The 14,921-nt window shown below is 71.3% G+C and carries 15 protein-coding genes; 12 read left to right on the forward strand and 3 right to left on the reverse strand.

Going from position 1 to position 14,921, the window contains the following annotated elements; all coding sequences use genetic code 11:
• Positions 1–153: 153 nt before the first annotated feature.
• The 9 genes from BMZ45_RS16685 to BMZ45_RS16725 all read left to right on the forward strand — a co-directional run bounded on the left by BMZ45_RS16685 (position 154) and on the right by BMZ45_RS16725 (position 8,916).
• Positions 154–1,149, forward strand: a complete 996-nt coding sequence (locus tag BMZ45_RS16685; RefSeq protein ID WP_091637642.1) for a hypothetical protein — start codon at positions 154–156, stop codon at positions 1,147–1,149.
• Between the two features lie 9 nt (positions 1,150–1,158).
• Entirely contained in the window at positions 1,159–1,722 is a 564-nt protein-coding gene (locus BMZ45_RS16690) for a GTP-binding protein (RefSeq protein WP_091637643.1), read from the forward strand.
• Positions 1,719–2,108, forward strand: a complete 390-nt coding sequence (locus tag BMZ45_RS16695; RefSeq protein WP_091637644.1) for a roadblock/LC7 domain-containing protein — start codon at positions 1,719–1,721, stop codon at positions 2,106–2,108. Before BMZ45_RS16690 ends, BMZ45_RS16695 begins: the two co-directional genes overlap by 4 nt.
• A gap of 75 nt (positions 2,109–2,183) precedes the next feature.
• Positions 2,184–2,543 carry a hypothetical protein gene (locus BMZ45_RS16700; RefSeq protein WP_091637645.1) on the forward strand — a complete coding sequence of 120 codons (360 nt, stop codon included), beginning with the start codon at positions 2,184–2,186 and terminating at the stop codon, positions 2,541–2,543.
• Between the two features lie 159 nt (positions 2,544–2,702).
• Positions 2,703–5,093 (forward strand): putative bifunctional diguanylate cyclase/phosphodiesterase, encoded by a 2,391-nt coding sequence (locus tag BMZ45_RS16705; protein WP_175489120.1) that lies wholly within the window; start codon positions 2,703–2,705, stop codon positions 5,091–5,093.
• 100 nt (positions 5,094–5,193) lie between these two features.
• Positions 5,194–6,255: a two-component system sensor histidine kinase NtrB gene (locus tag BMZ45_RS16710; RefSeq protein ID WP_091637647.1), complete on the forward strand. Its 1,062-nt coding sequence runs from the start codon at positions 5,194–5,196 to the stop codon at positions 6,253–6,255.
• A complete protein-coding gene (ntrC, locus tag BMZ45_RS16715) occupies positions 6,252–7,664 on the forward strand; it encodes a nitrogen regulation protein NR(I) (RefSeq protein ID WP_091637648.1) in 1,413 nt (470 codons plus the stop codon). The genes BMZ45_RS16710 and ntrC overlap by 4 nt, the downstream gene beginning before the upstream one ends.
• A 91-nt stretch (positions 7,665–7,755) precedes the next feature.
• The gene (locus tag BMZ45_RS16720) at positions 7,756–8,322 is read left to right on the forward strand and encodes a superoxide dismutase family protein (RefSeq protein ID WP_091637649.1); all 567 of its coding nucleotides are present in this window, start codon (positions 7,756–7,758) and stop codon (positions 8,320–8,322) included.
• Positions 8,323–8,424: 102 nt separating this feature from the next.
• The gene (locus BMZ45_RS16725; RefSeq protein ID WP_091637650.1) at positions 8,425–8,916 is read left to right on the forward strand and encodes a GNAT family N-acetyltransferase; all 492 of its coding nucleotides are present in this window, start codon (positions 8,425–8,427) and stop codon (positions 8,914–8,916) included.
• Between the two features lie 21 nt (positions 8,917–8,937).
• On the opposite strand, the gene BMZ45_RS16730 is transcribed toward BMZ45_RS16725, so the two are convergent.
• A complete protein-coding gene (locus tag BMZ45_RS16730; RefSeq protein WP_091637651.1) occupies positions 8,938–9,852 on the reverse strand; it encodes a hypothetical protein in 915 nt (304 codons plus the stop codon).
• Between the two features lie 137 nt (positions 9,853–9,989).
• Between BMZ45_RS16730 and BMZ45_RS16735 the strand changes: the two genes are divergently transcribed.
• From BMZ45_RS16735 to BMZ45_RS16745, 3 genes are all read left to right on the forward strand, one after another.
• Positions 9,990–11,267, forward strand: coding sequence for an acetyl-CoA C-acetyltransferase (locus tag BMZ45_RS16735; protein ID WP_091637652.1), 1,278 nt, complete (start codon positions 9,990–9,992; stop codon positions 11,265–11,267).
• Positions 11,268–11,395: 128 nt separating this feature from the next.
• Positions 11,396–11,902: an O-acetyl-ADP-ribose deacetylase gene (locus BMZ45_RS16740; RefSeq protein WP_091637653.1), complete on the forward strand. Its 507-nt coding sequence runs from the start codon at positions 11,396–11,398 to the stop codon at positions 11,900–11,902.
• A 123-nt stretch (positions 11,903–12,025) separates the two neighbouring features.
• Positions 12,026–12,586 carry a hypothetical protein gene (locus BMZ45_RS16745; RefSeq protein ID WP_091637654.1) on the forward strand — a complete coding sequence of 187 codons (561 nt, stop codon included), beginning with the start codon at positions 12,026–12,028 and terminating at the stop codon, positions 12,584–12,586.
• Positions 12,587–12,616: 30 nt separating this feature from the next.
• On the opposite strand, the gene BMZ45_RS16750 is transcribed toward BMZ45_RS16745, so the two are convergent.
• Positions 12,617–13,870, reverse strand: coding sequence for a heme biosynthesis HemY N-terminal domain-containing protein (locus BMZ45_RS16750; RefSeq protein WP_091637655.1), 1,254 nt, complete (start codon positions 13,868–13,870; stop codon positions 12,617–12,619).
• A gap of 9 nt (positions 13,871–13,879) precedes the next feature.
• Positions 13,880–14,905 (reverse strand): uroporphyrinogen-III C-methyltransferase, encoded by a 1,026-nt coding sequence (locus tag BMZ45_RS16755; RefSeq protein ID WP_091637656.1) that lies wholly within the window; start codon positions 14,903–14,905, stop codon positions 13,880–13,882.
• Positions 14,906–14,921 lie beyond the last annotated feature (16 nt).

Here is a 14,921-nt window from a genome sequence, read left to right on the forward strand (position 1 = left end):
ACACGCGGTCGCGATCGGGACTAGCGTCTAGCCCAGCCCGAACGCCCCGCAAGCGCGCTCCGGCGTAACGACTGCCTCGAACCGGCAGACCATCCGTTCCACTCGGCCCCGCACCCGCCGATCGCATCCGCGATTCGAGGGGAGTGCGCGCCGATGAATACAGACGCCCTGTTCGACCCGACGCCCGGTTGCGCCGACGCCACGGCGTGCGCGCGCGAGGTCGCGCCCCTACGGCTGCTCGTCGACGGTCTCGAACCCGACGAACACGCCACGCTCGATGCGATCCTGAAGGTGGTCGCCTCCAAATCCCTGCGCGGCTGGACCTGGGCCGAGGGCTCGGACACGGATCTGTACCTGCACACGCGCGCCCTGCGCCGGCCCGGCGTGCGCGCCGGCGTGTCGGGCTTGCTGGTGCGCGAACACGAGCAAGCCGCGCCGGCCGAAGCGCTGGCGCTGGCGGTCCCGTTCCGCGTCATGGCGGTGCTCGAGCTGCTGGATGGCGCCGTCGACCGCCTGCAGCAGGAGCAGCTCGCCGTCCAGGGCCACGTCGCCGGGCCGGCCGAGGCCGTCGACGACGAAAAGACCCTGGCCTCATCGCTCGCGCGACTGCTGGTGCGCCCGGTCGAACACACCCTGCGCATCCGCGTGCTGGGCCACGGCACGGTGTACCTGTGCACGCGCAGCCGCATGTACTGCATGGACTTCGAGCAGGCGCAACTGGGCAAGGCGCTGGAGAGCAAGCGCTTCGTGCTCACCGCGATCGCGCCGGATTCGCCGGAACTGGCGGCCGAGCGCGATCGCGGCTCGCCGCTGGACGAGTTGCTGTGGCCGATCGGACTGCTGGCTTCGCGCGAGCATGCGGCCCGGCATGAGCGCCAGCGCCTGCGCCAGTGGCCGGATTTCGCGCGCCTGCCGCACGACCCCAGGCATTTGCAGGCCTGCGCGGCGCTGACGGCGGGCGCGATGGATGCGCACGAACTGGCCGCGGCCACCGGCATGAGCGAGACCGAAGCCGATCACTTCATGCACGCCTGCCAGTTGTGCGGCGTGCTGGAAACCGCCGTCGCCGAGTCGGCGCCGATCCTGCCCGCGCAGGACAAAGCGGCCGGCGGACTGTTCGACCGTCTGTGGCGACGCTGGCTGAAATAGGGGATATCGATGGCTCGCGAATACATCGTGCTGGTGGCCGGCCCCATGGGTGCCGGGAAGACCACGGCCATTTCCGCGCTCAGCGAAATACCGGTCGTGCGCACCGAAGCGCTCAACACCGATCCGCAGCGCAATGCCAAGGCCACGACCACGGTGGCGCTGGATTACGGCGAGATCTCGCTGGGCGACGGCGACAAGGTCCGTCTGTACGGCGTGCCCGGCCAGGATCGCTTCGACTTCATGTGGCGCATTCTCGAGAAGCGCGCGCTGGGAATGATGCTGCTGGTCGACAACGACGGACCGGACCCGCTGTCCGAGCTCGAGCGCTATCTGCATAGCTTCGAGGCCTTGGGCACGCGCGGCGCGCTGGTGATCGGCATCACCCGTCGCGACGTCGGCCGCGGCCCGGCCATGGACGCCTACTACGCGCGACTGACCCAGCTCGGTCGGGTCCTGCCGCTGTTCTCCGTCGACGCCCGCAACGCCGCGCAGGTGCGGACGATGCTGGGCGCCTTGATCGCGATGGTCGAAGCCAAGGCGGGCGCGGCGCTGCCCACGGGAGCCATCGCATGAGCGCGCACGATCTGTACCTGCCCTGCCGCGACGTACTGGAGGAGCTGGTCACCCAGACCTTGGGCGTGGATTCGGCGGCGGTCGTCACCGGCGACGGCTTCGAAGTCGCCGCCGTGCTGCGCGACGGCATCGCGGTCGAAAAGCTCGCCGCCATGGTCAGCTCGCTGCTGGCGCTGAGCGAGGCGGTGGCGCAGGAACTGCAGATGAGCGGTTGCCGCAACGTCATCGTCGAAACCGACGGCGGCGCGGTGGTGACCCTGCGCATCCCCGCGTCGGGCCACGAGTTGCTGATGAGCGTGCTGTGCAGCGACGCCGCCAGTCTGGGCTCGGTGCTGTACGCCGCGCGCGATACCGCGCACGCACTGGGGCGACGCCTGCTGACTTGATCCGCATACCGGCCGCGGACGTCGCATCGGGTCCGTGGCCGTTCCGTTTCCGGTGCGAAACCGAGGAGTAGGGCCATGGGCAATCTGACGCAATCCCTGGAAGAGCTGATGCTGATCGACGGGGCTTCCGCCGCCGCTGTGGTGGATTCCAACAGCGGCATGGTGCTGGGCAAGGCCGGCGGCGGCGTGGATCTGGACGTCGCCGGCGCGGGCAACACGGAGGTCGTGCGCGCCAAGCTCAAGACCATGAAGTCGCTGGGCCTCAAGGACAACATCGAGGACATCCTGATCACCTTGGGCAAGCAGTACCACGTGATCCGGCCCATGGCCGAGCGCTCGGGCATCTTCATCTACCTGGTGCTGGACAAGGCCAAATCGAGCCTGGCGCTGGCGCGCATCAAGACCGCGGAAATCGAGTCCGCGATGTCGCTCTGAGCGGGCTGTGCCCCGGCGACCGGCCCCGCGCCGGCGCCGGGTTGCGGCGTCGGCGGGGCCGCGCGCCGGACAGTTGAGATTCGCCGGCAAGGGCGTACATTTGCTGTACACATGCCACGCTCGGGGGGGCTGGCCATGCAGTACAGGGATGTGGCTGCTGTGCGGAACGGACCCTGGTGCGCGACGCCCGGCATCAAGCAGGCGCCCTGGCGCATCTGGCTGGGCTTCGTCGCCCTGGTGTTCGCGGCGGGGCTGGCCACGGCCATCTCCGCGGCGGTCATCGAGATCCAGGCGGGCGCGACCGCCTACCTGGTCGGCGAGGGCCATTGGTCCCGGGCCCGTCTGGAAATCGTTTACCACCTCGACCGCTACTCCCTGCGCGGCGATCCGCGCGAGTTGGCGCTGGCGCGCAAGGCGCTGGAAGTGCCCATGGGCGATCGCGAGGGCCGCCGGGCGCTGGAGCGCCGCCCCGTGGATCTGAAAGCGGCCGAACGCGGCTTCCGCGCCGGTCGCAACGCCGAAGCGGATATCCCGCGCCTGATCTGGGTGTACCGCGGTTTCTCGCGGGCCCCGTTCTTCGCCGACGCGGTCGCAATCTGGCGCGAGGCCGAGCCTCACATCTTCCGGCTGCAGACCATCGCCGATCAGCTGGAGGCGCATTGGCGCCAGCCGGGCGCGACCGCCGCCGGGCCGCAGGTGCGCGCGGAGCTGGATCGCATCGGCCGCATCCTGCAGCCGATGGAGCGCAAGTTCGCCGACACCCTGCTGGTGGGCGTGGCGCAAGTGCGCGCGCTGCTGCTGCTGGTCAGCGGCGTGCTGTTCGTCGTCATCGCCGCGTTGGCGGTGCTCGCCTATCACTCGTCGCTGCGCCGCATCCGCGCCACCGAAAGCCGGTTCCGCGCGGCGTTTCAACAGGCCAGCGTGGGCATGGCCAAGCTCAACAGCGAAGGCCTGGTGTTGGCGGCGAACGAAGAGTTGGCGGCGATGCTGTCCTATTCGGCCGAATACCTGGTGGGCACGCGCTTCAGCGACCACCTGGTCGATGCCGGCCCGGTGGGCGATACCTGGATGGACGGTACGGCTCCGGTCGAACGCCGGGTCCGGCGGTCCGACGGCAGCGAGTTCTGGGGGCGGGTCACGCCGTCGAACGTGCAGGTCGAGGCCGGAACCGGCCGGATCTTCCTCATCGTCGAGGACGTGTCCGAGGCGCGCGACCTGGCCCAGATCCTGACCTTCCAGGCCAGCCACGACGGATTGACCGGCCTGATCAACCGGCGCGAGATCGAGCATCGCCTGGACGAATTGCTGACCCAGGCGCACGCCGACGGCCGGCGCCACACCCTGTGCTTCCTCGATCTGGACCAGTTCAAGCTGATCAACGACACCTGCAGCCACGCCGCCGGCGACGAAGTGCTGCGGTTGATCGCGAACACGCTGCCCGGCCATCTGCGCCCCGAGGACTGGATCGGCCGCCTGGGCGGCGACGAGTTCGCGGTGCTGCTGCGCGACACGCCCGTCGAGGCCGCGACCCGGCTCGCCGGCCGCATCAATCAGGTGCTGGCCGACACCTGCCTGCTGTGGGAGGGCCACCATTTCGCCTTGACCGCGAGCATCGGGCTGGTCGAGATCAACGCCGAAAGTCCCAGCGTGGCCTGGCTGCTGCGCGCCGCCGACACCGCCTGCTACCTCGCCAAGGACGGCGGCCGCAACAGCGTTCAGGTGTATGTCGAAAGCGACACCGAGGTCACCCAGCACCGGCGCGAGATGCACTGGGTCGATCAGACGCGCTCGGCGATCGCCGAGGATCGCCTGCAGTTGTACGCGCAGCGCATCGCGTCGCTCACGGCGGGAGGCGGCGGGCTGCAATACGAAATCCTGGTCCGCCTGCGCGACGTCAACGGCAACCTGTGCAATCCCGGCGCGTTCCTGCCGGCGGCCGAGCGTTATGGCCAGGCCAGCATGATCGACCTGCAGGTGCTGAGCCTGACCTTGCAGGCGCTGTCGCGAAATCGCGCGCATCTGGACCAGCTGGAGCTGTGCCACGTGAACGTGTCCGGCCAGTCGGCGGCGTCGCGCGATTTCTGCCGGCGCGCCGAGGCCTTGCTGGACGCGCACCCCGAGGTCGCCCGCAAGCTGTGCTTCGAACTGACCGAAACCGCATCCATCGACCGGCTCTCCCAGGCCCACGCCTTCATCGACGCCGTGCACGCGCGCGGTTGCCTGGTGGCGCTGGACGACTTCGGCAGCGGGCTGTCGTCGTTCGCTTATCTGAAAAACCTGCCGGTCGACATCCTCAAGATCGACGGCTTGTTCGTGCGCGACATCGATCGCAACGATCTCGACTACGCCGTGGTCCGCGCGATCACCGAAGTCGCCCGCTCGCAGGGCAAGCGCACCGTGGCGGAGTGGGCCGAGACCGAGGCGGTGCTGCAGCGCTTGCGCGAGATCGGCGTGGACGCGGCGCAGGGCTATGCCATTCACAAGCCCTGTCCGCTGCAGGAGCTGATCCGACAAGTCAGCCTGGTCGTCGTCAGGGCCAACGTGGCCTGATCGCGGACGCGGCGCCGGTGGGCCGCTGCCGATGCGAGCCGGCGGAATTCGGTCTGCGATGCCGGGGTGAACCCGCTCGAACTTGCACTAAGATGGTGCAATGCCCCCCGATTCCATCCCCGCCCCGGCCCTGGACAGCCTCACCACCCCGCTCGCCTGGAGCGATGCCGGCGGGGCGATCCTGGGCTGCAACGCGGCGTTTTCGCGCTGGCTCGGGGTCAGCGCGCGGCGTTTGCCGGGCTGGCCGCTGGCCGGGCTGGATGCGGGCGACGGGCGGCTGGCCGCGGCGCTGGCACGCACCACGATGGACGAGTCGCTGCGCTTGCGCCGCACCCGCCTGCGCTATGCCGATGGCGAGGAGCGCTTCGCCGACCTGTGGCTGAGCCGGCTCGACGACGGCGGTTGGTTGCTGGAGGTGCACCCGGTCGACGAGTTCCCGGGCGACGATCCGGCCTTGTTGCTGCCCTCGGCCTTGTCGGCGTCGTTGAAGGGGCTGGCGCACGAATTGCGCAATCCGCTCGCGGGCGTGAAGGGCGCGGCGCAGCTGCTGGCGCGCCGGCTCGATCACGGCAATGCGGGCAACGGCGACTCGCGCGAGCTGGTCGCCCTGATCGGCAGCGAAGTCGATCGCCTGACCGCGCTGCTGGATCAGCTGCTCACGCCGGCGCCGCCGCGCGCGCATGCGGCGCTCAATATCCATGCGGTGCTCGAACGCGTGCTGCGCCTGGCCGAAAGCGAGGCCGGCTGGGCGGTGCGGCTGGTGCGCGATTACGATCCCAGCCTGCCCGAGTTCGCCGGCGACGCCGACCGCCTGATGCAGGCGGTGTGGAACCTGGTGCGCAATGCGATCGAGGCCGGCGCGACCCAGGTGACCCTGCGCACGCGCGCCGAACACAGCGTGCGCATCGCCGATGCCGTGCACGCGATCGCGCTGCGCCTGGAGATCGGCGACGACGGCCGTGGCGTGCCCGAAGAACTGGCCGAACAGTTGTTCCTGCCGCTGGTGTCGGGCCGCGCCGAGGGCAGCGGTCTGGGCCTGGCGCTTGCGCAGCAGGTCGCGCGCGAGCACCGCGGTTCCCTGGCCTACCGTTCGCGGCCGGGCCATACGGTATTCACCCTGCTGCTGCCGATGCCGATTGAACCGGAGGCTGTGTCCGAATGAACGCCACTTCCGCGCCGGCCCGGGTCTGGGTGGTGGACGACGACCGCAGCGTGCGCTTCGTGCTGGCCACCGCCTTGCGCGAGGCCGGCTACGCGGTCGACGGTTTCGAGAACGCGCAGGACGTGCTGGATGCGCTGGCGCTGCGCGGCGCGCCGGAGCTGTTGTTCACCGACGTGCGCATGCCCGGCGACGACGGCCTGGTCCTGCTGGACAAGCTCAAGGCCGCCGCGCCGCAGCTGCCGGTGATCGTGATGAGCGCCTACACCGACGTCGCCAGCACCGCCGGTGCGTTCCGCGGCGGCGCGCATGAGTTCTTGTCCAAGCCTTTCGATCTCGACGACGCGGTGGCGCTGGCCGCGCGCGCGCTCGGCGCCGAACGCGGCGCGCCGGCACCGGCCGAAGCCGCCGACGCGGCCGCGGCCGATGCCTTGATCGGCGACACGCCGGCGATGCGCACGCTGTTCCGCGCGATCGGCCGGCTCGCGCAGGCGCCGCTGTCGGTGCTGATCACCGGCGAGACCGGCACCGGCAAGGAGCTGGTCGCGCGCGCGCTGCACCGCGAATCGCCGCGCGCGCAGCGCCCGTTCGTGGCGCTCAACACCGCCGCGATTCCGGCCGAGCTGCTGGAAAGCGAATTGTTCGGCCACGAAGCCGGCGCCTTCACCGGTGCCCAGCGTCGCCACATCGGCCGCTTCGAACAGGCCGACGGCGGCAGCCTGTTCCTGGACGAGATCGGCGACATGCCGCTGCCGTTGCAGACGCGCTTGCTGCGCGTGCTGGCCGAGGGCGAGTTCTTCCGCGTCGGCGGCCGCGAGCTGATCCGCGTCGACGTGCGCGTGATCGCTGCCACCCATCAGGACCTGGAGGCGCTGGTCGGCGAGGGCCGCTTCCGCGCCGATCTGCTGCATCGCCTGGACGTGGTGCGCCTGCGCCTGCCGCCGCTGCGCGAGCGTCGCGCCGACATCGGCCAGCTCGCCGAGCGCTTCCTGGCCGCGGCCGCGGCCAAGTTCGCGGCCGCGCCCAAGCGCCTGTCGAAGGCGGCCCTGGAGCGGCTGCAGGCGCACGACTGGCCCGGCAACGTGCGCGAGCTGGAGAACGTGTGTTGGCGCCTGGCCGCGCTGGCGCCCGGCGACAGCATCAGCCGCGCCGATCTGGACGAGGTGCTGGCCACCCAGGCGACCGCGCGCGGCGACGACGACTGGGACGCGCGCCTGGCCGTGTGGGTGCGCGCGCAACTGGCCGAAGGCGCGCAGGACATCCATGCGCATGCGCGCGACCGCTTCGACCGCGCCTTGCTGGAAGCCGCGCTGGAGCACACCGGCGGCCGCCGCAGCGAAGCCGCGGCGCGCCTGGGCCTGGGCCGCAACACGCTGACCCGCAAGCTCGGCTCCGGCCGCAAGCGCAGCTAGTTTCACCGTCGCTGAACCGGCACCGCGCTAGCGTGCCGGCGTCGCCATTCCATTCGTCATCCAACGCATCCGCTCGTCCCCAGGAGTCGCCATGAACACCGCCGCCCGCACCGCCCTGATCGCCGTCACCGCCGTGGTTCTGACCGCCTGCGGTTCGGCGCCGAAGAAAACCGCGCCGCCGCCGCCCAAGCCGGTGTCCACCGCGCAGTCCGGGCAGGCGATCCTGGCCTCGGCCTCGGGCAGTCTGGTCAGCGGCAAGGTCCAGATCGTGCCCACCGCCGACGGCGTGCGCCTGACCGGCGTGATCGGCGGTTTCGCGCCGGGCAGCGTGCATGCGATCCACATCCACGAGAAGGGCGATTGCAGCGCGGTCGATGCCAGCAGCGCCGGCGGCCATTTCAATCCGGGCATGAGCGCGCACGGCAAGGTCGACAGCGGCAGCCACCACGGCGGCGACATGGACAACCTGGTCGCCGATGCCGACGGCGTGGCCAAGGTCGACGCGCACGCGCGCGCCGTGACCCTGGGCGGCGGCGCCGGCAACGACATCGCCGGTCGCGCGGTGGTGGTGCATGCGGCGCCCGACGACTACGTGAGCCAGCCGGCCGGCAACGCCGGCGCGCGCGTGGCTTGCGGCGTGATCTCGGTGTCGCACTGAGTTCGGTGATCGGCGGCGCCGCGCGTCGCCGTCGTCATGCAGCGCGCGCCGCATAGCCGCGGCGCGCGCTTATCCTGTCCGCCCCTGCCTAGACCCACCGCCATGACCCGTCTGCGCATCCGCGACGCCGCACCCGCCGACCGCGATCTGATCGCCGACTGGATGATCGCGATGGCCTGGGAAACCGAGCACAAGCGGCTGGATCCGGACACCGTGCGCGCCGGCGTCGAAGCCGGCCTGGCCGACGCGGCCAAGGCGCGCTATTTCGTGGCCATGCGCGAGGTCGAGGTCGCCGGCCGCGAAACCATCGCGGTTGCCGCCGGCACCTTGATGTTCACCCACGAGTGGAGCGACTGGCGCAACGGCGACTGGTGGTGGATCCAGAGCGTCTACGTCGCCCCCGAGCATCGCCGCCAGGGCGTGTACCAGGCCATGCACGGCCACGTCGCCGCGCTGGCGCAGGCCACGCCGGGCGTGATCGGCTTGCGTCTGTACGTGGAGCGCGCCAACACCGCCGCGCAAAGCACTTACCGGGCGCTGGCCATGGACGATGCGGGTTACGCGATCTTCGAAAGCGAGTTCGGCAAAAGCTGAGCGCGCCGGCTCGGGCGCGCTTCAAAGCTGATCGCGCGCCTGCTCACCGTCTTCGCAATGCACGAAGGTCACCGGCACGCCGTGCGCGCCCAGCACCGCGGCGATCTGGCGCAGGCGCGCCTCGAAATGCTGGTAGCGGCGATTGAGCTGGGCGCGGCAGTCGTCGCTGTCGCAGGGCGCTTCGGGCGCGTAGCGCGCATGCCAGGCCGGCGGCGAGAACATCGCGATCCGCGCTTCGCCGTCGGCGTAATGGATCAACGGCTCCGGCGGCGCGTCCAGCCATTCCTCGCCGTCGGGCTGCAGCAGCGCGGTTTCCAGGATCGGCCACAGCGGCGCCAGGCCGGCGTGCTCGTACTGCATGGCCATCATCGCGGCCAGGTCGTGCACGGTCAGGTAGCGCGCGTGCTCGACCTGCAGGCCGAACGCCTCCTGCGCGGCCAGGGCGGTGTCGGCGCCGGCCATGCCGCGTTCGAGCAGGCTGGTTTCGAAGGCGTCGCCCACGCGCGCGGCGATGTCGGGGTCGCCGCCGAGCAGGAACGGCACCAGCCGCAGCGGGCCGCCGGCGAAGTCGGGCGAGGGCGGCAGGGTGCCGGGCAGGCGGTCCTCGTGGGCGCCGAAGGCCACGATCCGGCCCTCGGCCTCGCGTCGGCCGGGCGCGCGCGCGGCCAACTGGTCGAGCTCGTGGTGCAGCGGCCAGCCCGGGCGCAGCACCTCGACCGGGTCGTAATGGGCGCCGACGACGACCAGCTCCAGCGCCGCGGCCTGGGGCGCGAAGCCGGCCAGATCGCGCGCGATCAGGTCGGCCAGCGGCCCGACCTGGGCCTGGGACAGGGCGTGGCGGGCCACGGCGGCGTCGCCCCGGAGCTCCAGCGCAAGCGCGCCGAGCACGTGCAGCGGGGCGGGAGGCGCTGGGCGGTGGCTGGCGTCTGAGGTCATCGTCGGGCTTGGATACGCTGGCGTTTGGTTGCGCGCGGAGGCGGCGCTACACTGCGCCATTATGCCCGCGATGATGCTGCGGGCCGGTCTCGAGCTTCACCCGCCTTCCCGCTGTCCCGCCAACCCGAGGTATCCCGATGCGTCCTGTCCGTCCCGTCGCCGTGCTCGGTGGCGTTCGCATTCCGTTCTGCCGCCAGAACACCGCCTACGCGGACGTCGGCAATCTCGGCATGTCGGTACGGACGCTCGGCGCCCTGGTCGAGAAGTTCGGCCTGCACGGCCAGCAGCTGGGCGAGGTCGCGATGGGCGCGGTGATCAAGCACAGCAGCGACTGGAACCTCGGCCGCGAGGCCGCGCTGTCCTCGGGGCTGTCGCCGCTGACGCCGGGCATCACCCTGCAGCGCGCCTGCGGCACCTCGCTGGATTCGATCGTGACCATCGGCAACAAGATCGCCACCGGCCAGATCGAGGTCGGCATCGGCGGCGGTTCCGACACCACCTCGGACGTGCCGATCGTGTACGGCAAGCGCCTGCGCCGCCGTCTGCTCGAGGCCGCGCGCGCCAAGACCACCAAGGACAAGCTGGCCGCGTTCAAGGGTTTCCATTTCCGCGAGCTCAAGCCCGAGTTCCCGGGCGTGGCCGAGCCGCGCACCGGCAAAAGCATGGGCGACCACTGCGAGGACATGGCCAAGGAGTGGAACATCTCGCGCGACTCGCAGGACGAGTGGGCGCTGTCCTCGCACCAGAAGCTGGCCGCCGCCTACGAGCGCGGTTTCTTCGAGGACCTGGTGGTGAGCTTCCGCGGCGTCTCGCGCGACAACAATCTGCGCGCCGACAGCAGCCTGGAAAAGCTGGCCACGCTGAAGCCGGCCTTCGACAAGGTCTCCGGGCGCGGCACCCTGACCGCGGCCAATTCGACGCCGCTCACCGACGGCGCGGCGGCCTGCCTGCTGGCCTCGGAAGAATGGGCGCAAGCGCACAACCACGAAGTGCTGTGCTACCTGCGCGACTCGCAGGTGGCGGCGGTCGACTTCGTGCACGGCGAGGGCCTGCTGATGGCCCCGACCGTGGCGGTGCCGGAGATGCTCAAGCGCAACGGCCTGACCTTGCAGGACTTCGATTTCTACGAGATCCACGAGGCCTTCGCCGCGCAGGTGCTGTGCACGCTGCGCGCCTGGGAGAGCGAGGACTACTGCAAGAACCGCCTGGGTCTGGACGCGCCGCTGGGCCGCATCGACCCGGCCAAGATCAATCCCAACGGTTCCTCGCTGGCGGCCGGCCATCCGTTCGCGGCCACCGGCGCACGCATCGTCGCCACCGCCGCCAAGGAGCTCAAGCAGCGCGGCGGCGGCCGTTGCCTGATCTCGATCTGCACCGCCGGCGGCATGGGCGTGGTGGCGATCCTCGAGCGCTGAGCCTCGCCCGCACGCGTCCTGCTTCCTGCGGGAGCGGCGTGAGCCGCGATCGGCGCCCGGCGCCCTCGCGACTCACGCCGCTCCCGCTGCGTTAACGGGCATCGAGTTTTTCACGCAGGAGCGCCGGCATGTCCCTCGAAGCGATCCAGGCCAACATCGTCACCCTGGACGTCGACGCCATCGTCAATGCCGCCAACAGCTCGCTATTGGGCGGCGGCGGCGTCGATGGCGCGATCCATCGTGCGGCCGGTCCCGACCTGGTTGCCGAATGCCGACTGCTCGGCGGCTGCAAACCCGGCGAGGCCAAGCTCACGCGCGGTTATCGGCTGCCCGCGCGCCATGTGATCCACACCGTCGGGCCGGTCTGGCGCGGCGGCGAGCACGGCGAGGCCGACACCCTGGCCGCGTGCTATCGCAATGCGCTGGAGCTGGCGCAGCGGCACGCGCTGCGCTCGATCGCGTTCCCCTCGATCAGCACCGGCATCTACGGCTACCCGATCGAAGCCGCCGCGCGCATCGCGATCGCGACGGTGACGACGGCCTTGGCCGCGCAGGCGCAGCCACCGCGCACGCTCTTCTGCTGCTATTCGGCCGAGGATCTTGCCGTATACCGCGGTTTGCTCGCGCCCGGCTAGGCAAGCCGCGGCGCGGCCCCGTATCCTCTTCGCAGGCACGACGCGCAGTCATGGGGATGGCGCGCGTCCACCGGCGCGGATCGCGGCCAGCGGCGCGCCGAATCGCCAGCCACAGGGGATCCGATGACCGCGTTCAATCCATATGAGGCGCCGAAGGCGCCGCTGTATGTCGCCCCGACCCGGGTCGTGCTCGACGGCGACTGCTGGCGCGAAGGTTCGGTGCTGGTGGTGCGCGCGGAGTGCAAACTGCCGTCGCGCTGCATCAAGTGCAATGCGCCCGCGCTCGAACCGGTCAAGCATCGGCGCTACTACTGGCACACGCCGGCCTGGTACCTGCTGATCCTGTTGAACCTGCTGATCTATGCGGTGGTCGCGGCGATGGTGCGCAAGCACACGCGCGTCGGCGCCGGCCTGTGCGAACGCCACCTGCGCCGGCGCCGGATCGGCCTGGGCATCGCCTGGGCCAGCGTGCCGGTGGGCATGGCGCTGATGTTCGCGGGCGTGGACATGGAACGCGGCTGGGTGATCCTGGCCGGCGCCCTGATCATGTTGGGGCTGTTGATCGGCGGCTTGGGCATGGCGCGGATCCTGACGCCCAGCCACATCGGCCCGGTGTACTCGCGCTTCAAAGGTTGCGGCAGCGAGTTCCTGGCGACCCTGCCGACCTACGTCGGCGGCCGCTGAGCGCGGCGCCCGCCGCGCTCAGCGCGAACTTCAGCCGCGCAGGCGCGGCATGCCGTGTTCGTCGCGTTCCTCGACCACGGCCTCGTCGAAAATCTTCTGGCGCAGATCGCGCCCCGGCAGTTCGCGGGTGGCCTCGCCGCGCGCGGCGAGCAGGGCATTGGCGTAGCTCAGGCGCGCGCGCGCATCGTCGCCGGCGGCGGCGAAACCGTGGCCCAGCTCTTCCCAGGCCTCGCTGTTGGCGCCCTGGGCGAGCGCGCGGTGCAGATAGGCCTCGGCCTGCGGCCATTGGCCCTGGGCACGGGCCAGACGCGCCAGCGTGACCAGCAGCGCCGGGCTGGCCGGGTGCGCGGACAGCCAGCGCTCGGCATTGCCGCGGCGCGCGTCGAGGCGGCCGATCGGCAGGCGGCCGTAGAGCGCGGCCAGGGATTCGTCCCAACGCGTGTCCAGCGCCTGCTCCAGGCTCTTGGCCGCGGCCTCTTCCCAGCGCAGCGCGGCGGCGCGTTCGGCGTAGGCGGCGACCGCCGCCGGTTCGCTCTTGAGCGGTTTGGGCAGCGCTTCCCAACGATCGGCCAGCACGTTGGCGTCGGCGGCTTCGCGCAGCGAAGCCTCGGCCCACTGCGCTTCCAGACGGCTCAGACGATCGGCCGGCACGGCCTGCTGCTGGCGCAGCGGGCCGAGCAGCCCGTAGGCCTCGCCGGCACACCCCAACGCAGCCAGTGCGCGGGCGCGCAGGATCAGGCCGCGCGGCGGCAGCGGCTGCGCGGCGGGCGCGTCCAGCGCGGCCAGGGCGTCGTCGGCGCGGTCCTCGGCCAGCGCCAGTTCGGCCGCGGCCAGCGCACGCGCGGTCGGGTAGCCGCTGCTGCCCAGGCTGTCCAGGTGTTGCGCGCTGGCGGCGGCATCGCCGCGCGCGGCCGCGGCCTGGGCGGCGCCGACGTGCGCGATCGCGGCGACGTCGTCGCTGCGCGCGGCCAGGGCCAGGGATTTTTCGGCGCGCGACCAATGGCCCTGATGCAGCGCATCCAGACCGTCGATCAAACGCGCGCGCGCCTGCTTCTTGCGATGCCGGCGCACCGCCGCGAACGGCAGCGACAGCACCTTCCAGGCCAGCCACAGGCCGATCAGGGTGGCGCCCGCGATCAGGATCGCCTTGGGGACGTTGGTGGTGTAGTCGTTGCCGCCGTAGCGCACCAACACGTAACCGGGGTCCTGCACCAGCAGTTGCGCGACCAGGGCGCCGGCCAGGGCCAGCACGATCCAGAACAGCAGGTTGCGGAACAGATTCATCCGGGCTCCTCAGCGCGTGGTGCGCAACTGGCGCAGTTGCTGCAGTGTGCTGCCCAGCGTGGGAACCGTCGGTGAAAGCGGCATGGCGGCCAGCGATTTCAGGGTGTCGCGCTGACGCGTCTGCGCGGCCGAGGCCGGCGCCAGGCGTTGCAGCCAGCCGTCGGCACGGGCCAGCGCATTGCGGTAGCCGGCGTCGTCGCGACGTTCGGCGGCGGCGCGCGCGAGCGAAATTTCCAGTTGCAGGCCGGCCAGCGCGATCGCGCGATCGGCCGGGCGCAGCGCGACCGCGCCGTCGCTGGGCTGGATGTCGACGATGTTGCCGAACGCGCGCTGCCACCACGGCGCGCGCGGCGCCGCGGGTTGGGCGTCGCGCACCGGCGCCAGGCTCAGCGTGCGCGCGAACGCGTCCAGCTCGGCCATCGCGCGCACGCGCGGGTCGATGCCCAGCGCGTCCAGCGCGGCGCGCTCCTGCATCAGGGTCTGGCGCAGGCTCAGGTAGGCGGGGTCGTCGATGCCGTCGAGCACGCCGCCGGCCAGCGCATAGGCGCGGCGCGCGCCGGCCAGGTCGCCGGCGATCTGCAGGCGTTGCTGGCCCAGGGTCAGCAGCAGTTCGGTTTCGTCCAGGCGCAGGGCCTGGGCGCCGTGGCGGTCCGGATCGGCGAGCTTGGACACGCTGTCTTCGATCAGGCTGGCGCGCGTGCCGATGCCGTGCAGTTCGTCGCGCAGCACGCGGTTGGTGGTGTCGGCCTGCTGCAGGCGGCGGTTCTGCGAACGCTGGTCGTTGCGCAGCGCGTTGATGCGTTCGTCCAGCGCGTCCAGGCGCAGGTCGGCGTCGGCGACCGCGGCGCGTTCGCGCGCGGCGCGCACCTGCAGTTGTTGCCAGGCGTACCAGCCGCCGGCCGCGAGCAAGGCGAGCAACAGCAACCACAGCCAGGAGTAAGAGGAACGTCGGGGGGCGGGCGAGGGAGAGGACACGTCGGAGGCGGGCCGGGAGGTGGGGGAGGCCGGGGCGGAAGAATCGGGGGAGGCGCTCATGACACCGCCATGCTAC

The organism is Lysobacter sp. cf310, assembly GCF_900114355.1.
Taxonomy (GTDB): Bacteria; Pseudomonadota; Gammaproteobacteria; order Xanthomonadales; family Xanthomonadaceae; genus Lysobacter.